Source organism: Pseudomonas sp. Y24-6, from assembly GCF_020295325.1.
Lineage (GTDB): Bacteria > Pseudomonadota > Gammaproteobacteria > Pseudomonadales > Pseudomonadaceae > Aquipseudomonas > Aquipseudomonas gregormendelii.
This window is the reverse complement of record NZ_JACBXG010000012.1, coordinates 39,868-53,783: the sequence shown is the minus strand read 5'-3', so window position 1 is coordinate 53,783 and position 13,916 is coordinate 39,868. Positions and strand designations below refer to the sequence as shown.

The window sequence follows — 13,916 nt, the reverse complement described above, 5'->3', positions numbered from 1 at the left end:
CCTCGGACTGAATCCCGCAACCCACGAGATGACGCCTGAAGCGCTTCGCCGCGTGCGGGCTAACAGTGGGTTTGTTTCGTAACAGATCTTTGCAAGTATGCATCAGTCCCTGGCGCGCTCAGGAAGGGCAGACATTGATTTAGCAGTTAAACCACGCCGGCATTAATCCCAATCGCTCCCGATCAATCCCAATCGCTACCGCCCCCCTGGGTCTGGCTTAGTTAGGGATTACGTTCAGACCGTCTTTTTTCTGGTAGAAATGCATTCCTGAAATTCAGAGAAAAACGCGTACTTCGAGCGGACAACATCGAACGCCGGCGTCCGATGGTGGTTGGGTGGAGCGAGTACATCCAAAAAGCGCCGACAGGCAATTTGTCGATGACGACTATCCTCGCAGACAGAAGCGCGATAGTCGTACCGACACACTGATCGTTAACTGTCCCTGGTGGTGATGCAACTGGGCGTCAGAGGACCTGGAGGTCTCACACCGCTTCCGTGTGCTGACTGGCAACCCGCAACAGCGTCTGTGTCGCACCTGCCTGTCATGGGCGGGCCGTATGTGGGCATCCTCGGATGCGCCGGGGTCCAACTAGCCGGTACGCCAACCCATACGGTTCCGCCCACCCTGATTGGCGTCCGGAGGTTGAGCGCCTCATTCGCAAGCTCGACACTGACCAGTATCGTTTTCTTCGGCTGAACTACCACGGTGAAATTCAGGATACGTTGATGGTGAGCGAATCCGGCTTGTATGCGCTCATGATCTATCACCACATCCCTGAAAACCGAAATCTTCGGCAGTGGTTGACGCATGAGGTCATTCCCACACTACACAGCCTTGAATCAGGTTTACACCTGGGCGCTCGGCATCACCTGGATCGCCGATTGGGTGCCACGCGTCAGCTCGCGGTACTCGTAGGTCACCTTGTCTGGCGCGACCTTGCCGGTGTAACCCTTCTTGATGTTGGCGACGATGTAGTTGAAGTCGCTCTTGCTGCGGGTGGTGACCACAATGTTGGCCTTGCTGCTGGCGCTGGACACGTAGTTACCCACTTGCGACAGAGGCTGCTTGAGGCGGTTGTCGCGCTTTTTCACCAGGGCCTGCGGCACGTTGACCTGCATCGAGTCCATGCTTTCGACACTGGCGGCCCCGACGTCATTGCGCTTGTCCGCGGGTACCGCTTCCTGGCGGGTTGTCAGCTGCACAACCGCGACATCACTCGACTGGCGTTCGATGGCCGCCTTGGCCTGACGGGCGTTTTCCAGGTCCTTCTGACGACCCACGTAGTAACCTGTCGGCGCGCCCAGGGCCGCGCCAATGGCGCAACCGGTGCCAGGGTTGCCACCCGTCCCGGCGGCAATCGCGGCACCGCCAATGCAACCGAGCACGCCGCCGACCGCCGTGCTGCCCATGGGCGAGTTCTGGCAACCACTCAACAACAAACCGGTACAGGCGAGCAACAGGGTGGATACAGCAAGTGCGCGCGACAAGGGCGACTCCTTTCGAGACTGAACATGAGCATTCATTGAGGCTGGTAACCGTAGGTCAAGCCCCCGAGCAGGTGCAGGCGCACCCGTTCGTTGAGCGGGTAAAACACCGGCTGGACCTGGGCCGTCCACTGCACACTGTGGGCAATAATCCAGCCCATGGGCCCCAGTACAGAGCCGTTCTGCTGCTTGAGGTCGAGAAACAGCCGCTGCTCGGTCACCTTGTTGGTCCAGAGCATCGGCACCGTCAGCACCACCAGCGCATAACCGACAAAGGCGGCCGCGTAGAGCCTTGGCGGGACGTAACACAGCGCCCGAGTGAAAAAGCCCAGGCACTTGAATATGTGGGTGAAGGCGCCGAGCAGGGAAAACAACAGGGCGATCATCGGCACAATCAGCGCTCGGTAGCTGTCACGACCGATCTGCGCCTTTTCGCCCCTGTCGCGGTAGTTTTGCGGGTCGACCAAGCGATCGTCTATCAGTTGCCTGGCATCGAAGCTGATGGTCGGCCGGTACACGGTTTGCTCGAAGTCGCTGGGCGACAGGTCGGGTTGCAAGGTGATCAAGTACGGCAAGTGCAACGCGTCGCGCCACTTGTTCTGGATCGGCAGCTGTGCAAAAAACTGCCCGCGCGGCAAGCCCGGCTCGATCCAGCGGCCGATCGACTCCAACCCTGCGGCATAAGCGCTACGGGCATCCTGTTGCACGCGCCGGGCCACGGCGCGATTGAAGCCCGCACGGTCGTTGGGGCGCCAATCGTCGGCCACCGCGATGCCCTTCTCGCGTAGCGACTGACGGACCGTGTTGGCATGGCGGTTCGGTACATTGTTGGGGGTCAGGCGGCGGTTGCGTTGCTTGAGGCTCTGCACGTAATCGCTCCAGGCCTGCTGCTGGTGCCGGGCGATGGAAGCCGCGCTGATCGCCTCCAGGTAGCGCCGGCTGCCCTGCTGGTACTGGCGAAAGCTGTCATCCAGCTCGGCGAGGGACTCCTGGTAGCGGCGATAATTAACCTCGGCATCGCCGCGCACGGTTTCGGCGAACAACTCGAAGAACGGCTGCGCCTGCGGCTTGATGCTCTCCGTCAGGTGATCCTTCGACAGCAGCATAATGGGGAGCGTCGCCAGCAGGGTCTTGCCCTCGGGGCGCTGCAAATCCTCGGTCGTGAGGTCCAGACCCGTCAGGCCGAAATCCTGGTGCACCATCAAGTACGTCATCGGCACGCCCAAGGCCGCACGCGCGCGCTCATCGGGCGTCGAGCGATCCACCAGGTGATTGACCAGCGCCAACTGCGCAAAGTACGTAGTACCCACGCAGCCGACGATCACCAGGACCGCCCAGATCGTCGTGCGAAGACGACTCCAGCCCAGGCGCAAACTCTTCTTCAGCACCGAGCCCAACCCCAGCAGGGCCACCGCGGTGCCGGCGATCAAGCGTCCGTAGACCTCAATGGACTCCACTTGATGTTGACTGGCCAGGCCGCCGACTACGTCCAGCAAACGGGCGTTGAAGCCCATTTCGACCATCAGGTACAGCAGCGTCAGGCTTAGCATCACCAGGACCAGCACACGTTCCTGGCGCCGTGGCAGGGGGTTCTTGTCTTTGCGAAGCCAGTGCATCAACGCATTGGCCAGCGAGCGGCGCCGCGCACGGGGACCCAATCGCTGGAGCAGTGTCAGGCTGGTCACGACTCGGTCTCCATCCTGGAGATCAGGTTGATCTCTACCCGGCGCCTGGGTGGCGTACTGGCCTGGGCATGTTTGACGACCGCATCAGCCACCGGTTGCGGCAGCTGGGAAGGAATCGGCACCTTGGCCGGCGGTTTGGGCGCCGGCTTGGGTACTGGGGCAGGCACGCTCACCTTGGGGTTGGGCGCCGGCGGCGCGGAAGGCTCGGCGCGCGCAGTGGCCGCGGAGGTCGCTGCGGCAGTGGGCACCGGCGCAGGCTTGGAGGCCACTGGTGGCCTGGGTGCGGGTGCGGCGGCAACCGCCGGCCGGGCCTTGGACAGGCCTTGCAGCAGCCCCGGCAGGTCGACCTTCATCGGCCCGCGGAAATTCTTGTCCCTCGAGGAATAGGTCCAGGCCTCGGAGCGTCGGTCATCCATCCGCATGGCGACGAAACTCTTGCCGTCCTCACTGCGCTGGAAAGCCAGCACGTCGTCACAGCCCCCCAGTCGATAAGGGCCCCAGACTGTCTTCCCGGAGATCACTATCAAGGCGGTTTGGGAGTCGCACCGGGCGGTGCGATAGCTCATCACCACCGCCGTGTCGCCGTCCAGCTCCATCGTGGTTTCGACGGTGCTTTCACGCCAGTCGTCCGGCAGCTGCACCTGCATCTTGCGCTCATGCAGGCTCAAGTACGCTTGGCCAGCGGGGGTTTCCATGTGACTGAAAGGCCCGGCCACCGAATTGAAGCGCCCGATCACCTGGTCGGCCTGCACCCCGAACGCGCTGCACAGCAGTACAAGCAACACACCGCGAGTAATTAGGCGGCCCAGCGTTCGCAGGGCTCTGATGGGTCTCAACATGGTCTTCCTTAACCGGGTACCTGGGCGCGCCGACATTCCGCTACGCGCCAGGATGCTAGCATAAAGCCACAAATTCGCGATAACCCGGCTTACTGGGCGGATGACCCAAGCCCCTTGCGTGAGCGCATCTGCGACGGGCGCTAAGCCTGCGAAAGCGTGGAGTCACTGCTAATTGATCCAGCCCAGGCCCTGAGGACGACTTCTGAACTTGATGAGCAGTGTGCAGTGCGGATGAATTTTTCTTCACCCCACTGCACGGCGGCAACCGGTACATTGGCCTCGCTCATTCAAGAAACTACGGTTTGCCCGCCCTCCCGCGGGCTTTTTTTTGTCTGCGGGAAAAAAGATCGCAGCCTCGTTTCACTTGGCAGCTCCTACGGGGGGTTATGGGAGCGAGCTTGCTGGCGAGAGCACCGCCTCGGGTGATCGCGCCTGCGCCACTGGCACTTCCAGCCGCGCGCGACCGTAGAACGCCAGCGCCGTCAGCAGGCAGGCCAGCCACACGAAGATCCCGGCCCAGAAGGTGTGGGACATGTAGTGCCACCCTTGCAGGACTCGGGTGGTGCCGTACACGAAACCCAGTGCCAGCGAGCCGTACATCAGCGCCTTGGAATAGCGCCAGCGATAACGACGCGCCACGAAGTACAGCGCCAGCATGGTGAAACCACCCGAGGCATGCCCGCCTGGCCAGCAGCGCCCGTCACCCGCGACTTTGAGCAGGTCGAAGTTCTGGTACCACTCCTTGTGCTCGATCTTGCCGCCGTACTGGGTGGTTTCAATCGGGCAGTACACGCTGGTGTGACCCTTGAGGTAGTGGATAACGCCGGTACTGATGGAAAACGCGAACACCACGTACAGGAAATCCCGACGGTGCCTGGTGGCAAATCGCAGCACCGGGGCCAGCTTGATTTTCTCCATGAAGCGGATGAGCTTCGCATGCTTTTCAGCCTTCAGGCGCGGCCATAAAAAGGACAGCAAGGCGCCTATGATTGCGATTTCACCGGTCCAGTTGGGGATGATGCGCGCCCATTTATGGGTGATTTTTTCGAACAGGTGGACATGGTCCAGCGGGAAGGTCTGGCTGACCGGGTCATAAAAAAGATCATTGAAGGCGATGTCGATTCGGGTCAGGTCGAACAGCAGGAACACCGCGACTGCGAGGGCCAGCGGGATACCGAAATTGAAGGCATGGAAGCGCATGGATCGGCTCATTGGGTGGTCACCGAGCGCCAGTCGGACGCTTCTACGAAACCCAGCATGCGCGGGACGGTAAAGGCTTGGGCAGAGATGAACAGCGACGCGCCGTAACCGAGCGTCGAGACGGGCAGTTTGAGGTCTTTTTCCAGCTGCGCCATGCACTCGCTGTGGGTGACCAGAATCAGGTTGCGGCCCGGGACTTTGTGCATCAATGCATCCTGCAGCATGGTGCCCCGGCAATTGATCAACCACTCTTCACCGGCGCCCACCTGGTTGAACATGTACCCGGCCGTCTGCGCAGTGCGCAGCATCGGGCTGTTGTAGACGTCCGCTTTGTCGAGCCCCAACTGTTCGAACTGCGCGCCGACGCCCACCGCGACACTGCGCGAGCGCGCGGTGATGCCGTCGTTGCCACTCAGGCACGCGGCGCTGGAGTGATCGCAACGCTCGACATGGCGCACCAGGACGATCATGTCGCCCTTGGCCCAGCCATCGAGCAATGCCCGGGCGCCAGCAGTATTGCCATGGGCCAGGTCAGGTACGGCGGCGGGTGCCAACAGCCAGAGGGTCAACGGAATCACCAGCAGGGCAGACGCCAGGACCACGAGCGTATTTCGATAACGGGTCAGCCCGCTCAGATCAATGGAGCGCTTTATGCCCAACAGACTCAGTCTTAATTCCACATCTGGCCGCCTCCCCGGCATGCATCATCTTCATTTGATGCCGCGAAGTTAGAGAGTGGGGCGTTGGCAGGGGGTGAAACGAATGTGAAAAAAAGCTTAAGAAAAGATCGCAGCCTCGTTTCACTTGGCAGCTCCTACAGCAGGCCCGCGGCGGGCTCCCTCGTAGGAGCTGCCAAGTGAAACGAGGCTGCGATCTTTTGACCTTCAGTTACCAGTCAAGCTGCCGATACCCCCCTGCTACCCATTTTTTGCTGGCTCTCAAAAACAACAATCTTCCAGCCTAACGACGATCAAGAAACACAACGTTCCTGGAGGAATTGTGATGAATAGCTGGTTCGGCAACATCAGCGTAAACCTGAAACTGGGCCTGGGATTTGGCCTGGTCCTGGCACTGACCTGTGTCCTCGCCCTGACCGGCTGGACGAGCCTGGGCGGGTTGATTGACCGCAGCAACTGGATGAGCGACATCACCCAGCTCAACGCTGGCCTGACCAAGCTGCGAGTGGTGCGCCTGCAATACATGCTGACCAACGGCGACGAAACCGCCGCGCAGAATGTGCAGACCACCCTTGACGCGTTTTCCGCCCAGCAACAAGCGTTGCTGGTGAAATTCAAGAGCCCGGAAAACCTCAAGCTGCTGCGCGAGCAAGGCGCTCAGATCGACGCCTACAAAACGTCCCTGAACAAGATGCGCAGTGCCTACCGCTCCGGCAACAGCGCGCGCGACGCCATGGGCGCCAACGCCGAAATCGCCAATTCGCTGATCAATGCCATCAACACGCGCGTGCAGCAAATGCCGCCCGGCGACCAGCGCTTTGAACAGTTCCAGGCCATCACTGCGGCCAAGGAAGCCTTCCTGTTGGCCCGCTACGAAGTGCGCGGCTACACCGCCACCACCAATGCCGAGACCGAACAAAAAGCGCTCGGCCAACTGGACGCCGCGATTGCCAGCCTGACACCGCTCAACGTGCATTTCGCCGAGACTCAGCTCGACGCATTGCGTCAGCTGGAAACCGCGCTGGGCAACTACCGCAGTGCGTTGCAGGCTTACAAGAATGCCAGCAGTGAGGCGGTTCAGGCGCGCAAGGAAATGACCGACGAAGGCGCGGCCATCGTGTCCCTGAGCGATCAGCTGTATCAAATCCAGCTCGACCGCCGCGACGTCGAAAGCGCACAGGCGCGCACCCTGCAATTGATCAGCACCCTGCTGGCGCTGCTGGTGGGCATCATTGCCGCCGTGCTCATTACCCGGCAGATCACCGGCCCGCTGCGGGAAACCCTGGCGGTGGTCGAGCGTATCGCCGGAGGCGACCTGTCCCAAGACATCAAGGTCACTCGCCGCGATGAACTGGGCGTGTTGCAACAAGGCATCGCGCGCATGGGCGTGACCCTGCGTGAACTGATCAGCGGCATCCGCGACGGCGTCGCACAGATTGCCAGCGCCGCTGAAGAGCTGTCTGCCGTCACCGAGCAAACCAGCGCCGGCGTCAACAGCCAGAAGGTCGAGACCGATCAGGTGGCCACCGCCATGCACGAGATGACCGCGACTGTGCAGGAGGTGGCGCGCAATGCCGAACAGGCCTCGCAAGCGGCCGCCGCCGCTGATGGCGAAGCGCGTGCAGGCGACAAGGTGGTCAACGAAGCCATTGCGCAGATCGAACGCCTGGCCAGCGAAGTGGCGCGTTCCACCGAAGCCATGAGTGTGCTGCAACAGGAAAGCGACAAGATCGGCAGCGTCATGGACGTGATCAAGGCCGTCGCCGAGCAGACCAATCTGCTCGCCCTCAACGCAGCGATTGAAGCCGCTCGCGCCGGTGAAGCCGGTCGTGGCTTTGCCGTGGTTGCCGATGAAGTTCGCGGGCTGGCCCAGCGCACGCAGAAATCCACCGAGGAGATCGAAGGCCTGGTCGCCGGTTTGCAGAACGGCACCCAGCAGGTATCGACGGTGATGAACAACAGCCGCACCCTGACCGACAGCAGTGTCGCCCTGACCCGCAAGGCTGGCCTGTCCCTGGAGAACATCACCCGCACGGTGTCGAACATCCAGTCGATGAACCAGCAGATCGCCGCCGCGGCCGAACAGCAAAGCGCCGTGGCCGAAGAGATCAGCCGCAGCATCATCAACGTGCGCGACGTGTCGGAACAGACCGCCGCAGCCAGCGACGAGACGGCCAAGTCCAGTGTCGAACTGGCGCGCCTGGGTGGTCAGTTGCAGATGATGGTGAGCCACTTCCGCGTTTGATTACGCGATTGCGGTCAATGGAAGATCGTTTCGCCAAGCACCGCCGCTCCCACAAAGTGTACGTCGTTCACAAGCTCAATGAACGACACCCATCCTTGTGGGAACGGGGTTGTGCCAGGGGGCGTTGCGAAGAAATGGTCTGAGGGCCTGTGAAGTTCAGGCATCCCACGGATTGATCACTTCAACTGCGCAAAACTCGAAGTCCCGCACGTTTCGCGTGGCAATCGCCGCCCCATGGCTTCGGCCAATGGCGGCGATTTGCGCATCAGCCATCGAAACCGCTCGACCACTTGCCTCTGCGCCTGCTACCAGCGCCGCATACTCCACCGCAGCGTGAGCATCAAACGGCAGAATGCGTCCGGCGAAATCCTCCTCGAACATCGCCATCGCATGGGATTCCAGTTTCTGTTTGCGCTTACCAACCGGAAGTCGAGCGATGCCGTGCAGAATTTCCGCGACAGTGATCGCGCTGATGGCCAACTCCATCGCCGGCTGCGAATCGACCCAATCCAGAACCTTTGAATCAGGTTCGACGCGCATAAACTCCGAGAGAACATTCGTGTCGAGCAAGATCATTCAGACAAGTCCACCGCAGTCGCTTTTTCATGTCGTGATGGCAGGTTTAGCTCTACTCCAGCGTCACCGGAAAATCGCTGGTGAATACGACTCCCCAAGCCACCAGCACGCCGCACGGGTGACAACGCCCGCCCCAGGATCAGACGAGCCTCCTCTTCCATGGAATGACCATGATGAGCTGCGGCAATGCGCAGTTGTTCCTTTATCTGATCGTCAAGGTTTCGAATTGTGATGCTCGCCATGGCGCCCTCCTGCAATCAATGAAATCATTGATTGCAGCGTAGCACATTTGTTTTTGCAGGCCGTGACACTGTCCGATCCGGCCAAAAAAGTTCTCCGATAGCGCCATGGGTTGCTCAACGCATCAAGCCGGGTAACCCGTGATCTCGCGAATGCTTTGGTACAACGGTTTCAATTGACGATACATGCGCAGGTACACCTCCTTGTACAGGCGCTCGTAGGTCTGATGCGCCTCGGCCTGGGGCATGAATACCGCGCCGACCCGGGTCATCGCCGCCGTTGCCGTGGCAAAGTCCGCGTGCAGTCCCAGCCCGACGGCGCAGCAAATGGCCGCGCCCAGACCAGAGGCCTCGTACACATGCGGCCGCTCGGCAGGCAGGCCGAAAATGTCCGCCGTCAGCTGCATCGCCGCATCGCTCTGGGAACCTCCGCCGGCGATGCGCAAGCGCTTGATGGAGACCTTCGAGCGCTTCTCGATACTCTCCATGCCCTGGCGCAAGGCGTAAGCCAGGCCTTCGAGGATCGCCCGATAGATGTGCGCGCGGGTGTGCACGTCGCCGAAGCCGATCATCGCGCCTTTGGCTTCGACTCCCGGCTCGCGAATGCCGGGTGACCAGTAGGGTTGCAGCATCAACCCCATGGACCCCGCAGGCACGGCATTGACCAGGGCGTCGAACAGTTGCTCCGGTTCCACCCCCTGCTCCCTGGCCTGTTGCATTTCCCGCAGGCCGAACTCGTTCTTGAACCAACTGACCATCCAGTAACCGCGATAAATCATCACCTCGCAGTTGTAGTGGTCCGGAACGGCTGCCGGATAAGGCGGGATCAGCGGGACGATTTCCAGGTAGCGCGAACGGGTGCTGGTGATGGTCGCCGTGGTGCCATAGGACAGGCATACCGTGCTGGAATCCACCACCCCGGCGCCCACCACCTCGCAAGCCTTGTCGGCACCGGCGGCAATCAGCGGCAGCCCTTCGGGAATGCCGGTGTGGCGGCTGGCAGTGGCGCTGATGTAGCCCAGGGTTTCGCCGGGCTTGAGCAGGCTGGGCAGTTGCTCGGGGCGCACCGCCAGGGCCTGCCATTTCCAGTCGGAGGGCGCCGCCCAACGCAGGCGCTTGAAGTCGAAGGGCAGATAACCGACGCAGCCGCCGACCGAATCGACAAAGCGCCCGCACAGGCGATGGGTGAGAAAGCCCGAGAGCAGCAAAAACTTGTCGGTCGCTGCCCACACTGCAGGCTGATGACGAGCGACCCAGTTGGCTTCGGCCTGGGCGCGAAAATAGTCCACGGTGGCCTGGGCACCCACCAGTTTGAACAGCCAGCCCCAGGGTCCCTTGATGCCGCCTTCGACCTCGGTCTGGCGCTGGTCGAGCCATAGGATCGCCGGGCGCAGCGCATTGCCCTGGGCGTCGACGTTGATCAAGGTGCCGCGCTGGGTGGTCAGGGAAACGCCGGCAATCTGGGTTCGATCAATCCCGGTCTGCGCCCACAGCAACTGGCAGGCCTCACCCAGTTTGGCCCAGTAATAATCCGGGTCCTGCTCGGCCCACCCAGGCTGGGTGGAGTAGTAGGCTTGCAGTTCGACCTTGCCTTTGCCCAGCAGATTGCCCTGAAGATCGAACAGCAACGCCCGCACGCTTTGGGTTCCATTGTCGATGGCCAGCAGGTAACGCTTGTTCGGGTGGTTGTCCATGGAGCTCTCTTCAATGGGCATGAGGGCCTGCATATCTGCGGTTTTTTACGGGTTGTGCAGACTGGTTCATGGCAAGCCGTGCTGCCGCTGCCACAACACCCGGTACCGCTGCTCCTCCTGCTGCCAACGGGCATCATCCCAGCCCAGCCGGGGCTGGCACAGTTGGCGGATGGCGGGCAAAAACGCCTCGCCGCCTGCGTGCAGCAACAGCCCCAGGCGGGTGCGACGCAACAGCAGGTCATCCAGGTGCAGGACCATTTCAGTGTCACAGGCCAGCGCCAGTTCCGCCCACAAGGTATCAGTGGCGCCGACGGCGTCGTGGCCCAACTGCTCGAGCAGTTGCGCCAGTCGCGGCAGGGCTCGACCGTGACGCCCGGCCACCCGCCGCCACTGGTAGCTGCTGAGCCCCGGGATCACCAAAGGTGGCACGACGGCAAACACTGGCGCGCCGTCATCGTTCAACGTACGCCCGAGCATCGGTGCACAGGCCTTGAGCACTTCAACAGCCTGCGGGCGGAACGTGGTCAACTTGCCCCCCGCCAGCGTCACGCAACCGGGCTCTTGCCACAGCACATGCTCGCGGGTTTCGTTTGACGGTTTACCCTGCTGCTGGCCTGCAGCGCTGCCCACCACCGGGCGCACGCCGGACCAGGTCGACAGCACATCGCCAGCCACCACCGCGGCCTGGGGGAACTGCTGGGCGCAGGCGGCCAGCAGGTAGTCGAGTTCCTCGGCGCTGATGCTGGCGCTCAGGTCCAGGTCGTCGTGATGATCCAGGTCCGTGGTGCCCACGACGGTGGCGCCTTCCCACGGAAAAACAAACACCGGGCGGCGGTCGCCGTGATGCAGAAAAGTGAAGGCCTGGGCCACCGGCAAACGCCAGCCTGGCAGCAACAGATGACTGCCACGCAACGGTCGCAATTGACGGGGATGTTCAGGCGGTCGCAGACGTTCAGCCCAGGCACCGGTCGCCACCGCTAAAACGCCACAGCGCAGTTGCAGCCCTGCCCCGCCTTCGCAGTCTTCAACCTGCACCCCGCACACCCGCCCGCCTTCACGCAGCAATTGGACGACTCGCAGGCCATTGAGCACAACCGCGCCGTCCGCACGTGCCTCGGCCAAGACACGCATCACCAGGCGGGCGTCGTCGGTCAGTGCATCAACAAAACCGGAGCCGCCCAGCAAATCGTTTTCCTTCACTCCCGGCGCCATGTACCGCAGCTGCTGCGCGTCATGAAAACGGTGATTGCGCCTCCCGGCCAACGCGTCATACACGGCCAACAAACCACCCATCACGCGGGGGCCAGGAAAGCCGCCGCGGTAATGCGGCATCATGAAACTCATGGGCTCCACCAACCCTGGGGCTTCATCCAGCAGGCGCTGGCGCTCGCGCACTGAATCGCGGGTCAGGCGCCACTGGCCCTTGGCGATGTAACGCAAGCCGCCATGGACCATTTTCGAAGAACGACTGGAGGTGCCCCAGGCGAAGTCGCGCTGCTCCAGCAACAGGCAGCGCCAGCCACGACGGGCGGCCTCACGCACGATGCCGGCACCGCTGATACCGCCACCGATGACGATCAGGTCCCAGGCCTCATCCGCCAGGGTCGGCAGCGCGGCCTCTCGCCACGCGCCATTCCAGTCAGGGTTCATCGCCGTCACTCCTGCAGCAACGTGCCCGGGTTGAGCCGCCCGGCCGGATCGAAATGCCGACTCAACGCCTGCAAGGTGTCCATCGCCAGCGCCCCTTTCTCCCGCCGCAGATACGCCGCGTGGTCCTTGCCCACGCCATGCTGGTGACTGATGGTGCCGCCGTTGTCGACGATGGTCTGACTGGCCGCGTGCTTGAGCGCCTGCCAGCGTGCCAGGGTCGCCGGGTAATCCGCCGCCGGACGAAAGACGTAGGTGGTGTAGATGCTCGAACCTTCGCCATACACATGGGACAGGTGGGTGAACACGTGCACCTGCTCACCCTGGGCCGCAAGGGCGGCACGCAGGCTTTGCTCGATGCGCTCGAGCAGGTTGTCGACATTGCTCCAGTCGGTGGCGGTTTCCAGGGTGTCGACCACGTAACCGGCGTTCCACAGGTTTTCCCGCAGGTAGGGGAAACGGAAGCGGTTCTGCGCCCATTTCTTGCCGAGCAGAGTACCGGTGAAGACTCCACCGAAGGCCTTCAAATGCTGGCGGGCCTGGCTGAGCGACAGCGCGTTCTGCCGGCGGTTACCGGTGACGCCGAACGTCAGCATGCATTTGCCGGCACCGGCTCCCCGCAGGGCGAGGTATTTTTCCAGCCAGGCGATCTGCTGCGGATGACCGGCCAGGGCGAGCTGGGTTTCGGTTTCCAGGGCATTGGACAGGCGCAGCATCGACAACGGCACCCGCGCCTGGGCCAGCTGCCGGATCGCCTGCAGTGCGTGCGCCCAGTCGGGCAGGAATACCCCGTAGAAACGCTCATCGGCCGGCAGCGCACTGACCCGCACCTTGACCTGGGAAATGATGCCGAAGCGCCCCTCACAGCCGAGCACCACTTCGCGCAAATCGGGACCGGCGGCCGAGGCCGGAAAGGTGGCGATTTCCAAGGGGCCGGCAAAGGTTTCCAGCGTGCCGCCGGCGAACAACTGCTCGATTCGCCCGTAGCGCAGCGACTGCTGGCCGCTGGAACGGCTGGCGACCCAACCGCCCAGGGTCGACAACTCCCACGACTGCGGGAAATGCCCCAGGGTGTAACCACGGGCGCGTAGCTGACTCTCCACCTGCGGGCCGCTGGCACCCGGGCCGAAGGTGGCCAGCAGGCTTTGCTCGTCCAGGTCCAGCAAGCGATTCATGCGGGCCAGGGACACCGTCACCACTGGCCGTACCGAGTCTGGCGGGTTGATGTGCCCGGCCACCGAAGTGCCGCCGCCGTAGGGGATCAGGCACAGGTCCTGGGCCTGGGCGAGCGCCAGCAACTGGCGGACCTGCCCGGCGCTGTCGGGAAAGGCCACGGCGTCGGGGTAGAGGCCGGGCGCCCCTTCGCGCAGCGCCAGCCAGTCTGGCAGGCTCTGGCCCCGGGCATGCAGCAGGCGATCGTGCGGCTCGATACTGTACAGCCCATGCGCCGCCAGCCGCGAAGCCGGCACCCTGGCCAGCGCCTCTTCGAGCGTTGCATCGGGCAATACACGACCGACACCCAGCCGCTCGGCGAGAAATCCCGCGCCCTGGGCCGGTAATTCGACCACCGTGGTTGCCTCTCCCCAGCCGTTCCAGCGTCGCATGCGTGTGTCCTTTTGCGGTTCTTAC

General features: G+C 62.5%; 11 protein-coding genes and 2 pseudogenes. 3 read left to right on the top strand and 10 right to left on the bottom strand.

Features of this window, described 5'->3' with window-relative positions; translation table 11 throughout:
• Positions 1 to 573: 573 nt before the first annotated feature.
• A pseudogene (locus HYI44_RS21660) lies at positions 574 to 810 on the top strand (hypothetical protein); the annotation flags it as partial.
• Positions 811 to 846: 36 nt separating this feature from the next.
• Here the strand turns inward: HYI44_RS21660 and HYI44_RS21655 are convergent.
• From HYI44_RS21655 to HYI44_RS21635, 5 genes are all read right to left on the bottom strand, one after another.
• Positions 847 to 1,488 (bottom strand): glycine zipper domain-containing protein, encoded by a 642-nt coding sequence (locus HYI44_RS21655; RefSeq protein ID WP_225570500.1) that lies wholly within the window; start codon positions 1,486 to 1,488, stop codon positions 847 to 849.
• Between the two features lie 32 nt (positions 1,489 to 1,520).
• On the bottom strand, positions 1,521 to 3,170 hold the full coding sequence (locus HYI44_RS21650) for a DUF3303 domain-containing protein (RefSeq protein WP_225570499.1): 1,650 nt from the start codon (positions 3,168 to 3,170) through the stop codon (positions 1,521 to 1,523).
• Positions 3,167 to 4,009, bottom strand: coding sequence for a hypothetical protein (locus HYI44_RS21645; protein ID WP_225570498.1), 843 nt, complete (start codon positions 4,007 to 4,009; stop codon positions 3,167 to 3,169). The genes HYI44_RS21650 and HYI44_RS21645 overlap by 4 nt, the downstream gene beginning before the upstream one ends.
• Before the next feature lie 384 nt (positions 4,010 to 4,393).
• On the bottom strand, positions 4,394 to 5,221 hold the full coding sequence (locus HYI44_RS21640) for a phosphatase PAP2 family protein (RefSeq protein ID WP_225570497.1): 828 nt from the start codon (positions 5,219 to 5,221) through the stop codon (positions 4,394 to 4,396).
• The gene (locus HYI44_RS21635; RefSeq protein ID WP_225570496.1) at positions 5,218 to 5,889 is read right to left on the bottom strand and encodes a histidine phosphatase family protein; all 672 of its coding nucleotides are present in this window, start codon (positions 5,887 to 5,889) and stop codon (positions 5,218 to 5,220) included. Before HYI44_RS21635 ends, HYI44_RS21640 begins: the two co-directional genes overlap by 4 nt.
• A 457-nt stretch (positions 5,890 to 6,346) precedes the next feature.
• Between HYI44_RS21635 and HYI44_RS29680 the strand changes: the two are divergent.
• Both HYI44_RS29680 and HYI44_RS29675 read left to right on the top strand, forming a co-directional pair.
• Positions 6,347 to 7,225: pseudogene (locus HYI44_RS29680) on the top strand (methyl-accepting chemotaxis protein); the annotation flags it as partial.
• Between the two features lie 42 nt (positions 7,226 to 7,267).
• Positions 7,268 to 8,131 (top strand): methyl-accepting chemotaxis protein, encoded by an 864-nt coding sequence (locus HYI44_RS29675; protein ID WP_412548505.1) that lies wholly within the window; start codon positions 7,268 to 7,270, stop codon positions 8,129 to 8,131.
• 156 nt (positions 8,132 to 8,287) lie between these two features.
• On the opposite strand, the gene HYI44_RS21625 is transcribed toward HYI44_RS29675, so the two are convergent.
• The 5 genes from HYI44_RS21625 to HYI44_RS21605 form a co-directional block, all read right to left on the bottom strand.
• Complete coding sequence (locus HYI44_RS21625; RefSeq protein WP_225570494.1) at positions 8,288 to 8,707, bottom strand: type II toxin-antitoxin system VapC family toxin; 420 nt, start codon at positions 8,705 to 8,707, stop codon at positions 8,288 to 8,290.
• Positions 8,704 to 8,949, bottom strand: coding sequence for a FitA-like ribbon-helix-helix domain-containing protein (locus HYI44_RS21620; protein ID WP_225570493.1), 246 nt, complete (start codon positions 8,947 to 8,949; stop codon positions 8,704 to 8,706). The genes HYI44_RS21625 and HYI44_RS21620 overlap by 4 nt, the downstream gene beginning before the upstream one ends.
• Before the next feature lie 122 nt (positions 8,950 to 9,071).
• On the bottom strand, positions 9,072 to 10,640 hold the full coding sequence (locus tag HYI44_RS21615; protein ID WP_225570492.1) for an FGGY-family carbohydrate kinase: 1,569 nt from the start codon (positions 10,638 to 10,640) through the stop codon (positions 9,072 to 9,074).
• A gap of 66 nt (positions 10,641 to 10,706) precedes the next feature.
• Positions 10,707 to 12,290 carry a glycerol-3-phosphate dehydrogenase/oxidase gene (locus tag HYI44_RS21610; protein WP_225570491.1) on the bottom strand — a complete coding sequence of 528 codons (1,584 nt, stop codon included), beginning with the start codon at positions 12,288 to 12,290 and terminating at the stop codon, positions 10,707 to 10,709.
• 5 nt (positions 12,291 to 12,295) lie between these two features.
• Positions 12,296 to 13,891 carry an FAD-binding oxidoreductase gene (locus HYI44_RS21605; protein ID WP_122839941.1) on the bottom strand — a complete coding sequence of 532 codons (1,596 nt, stop codon included), beginning with the start codon at positions 13,889 to 13,891 and terminating at the stop codon, positions 12,296 to 12,298.
• Between the last annotated feature and the right edge of the window lie 25 nt (positions 13,892 to 13,916).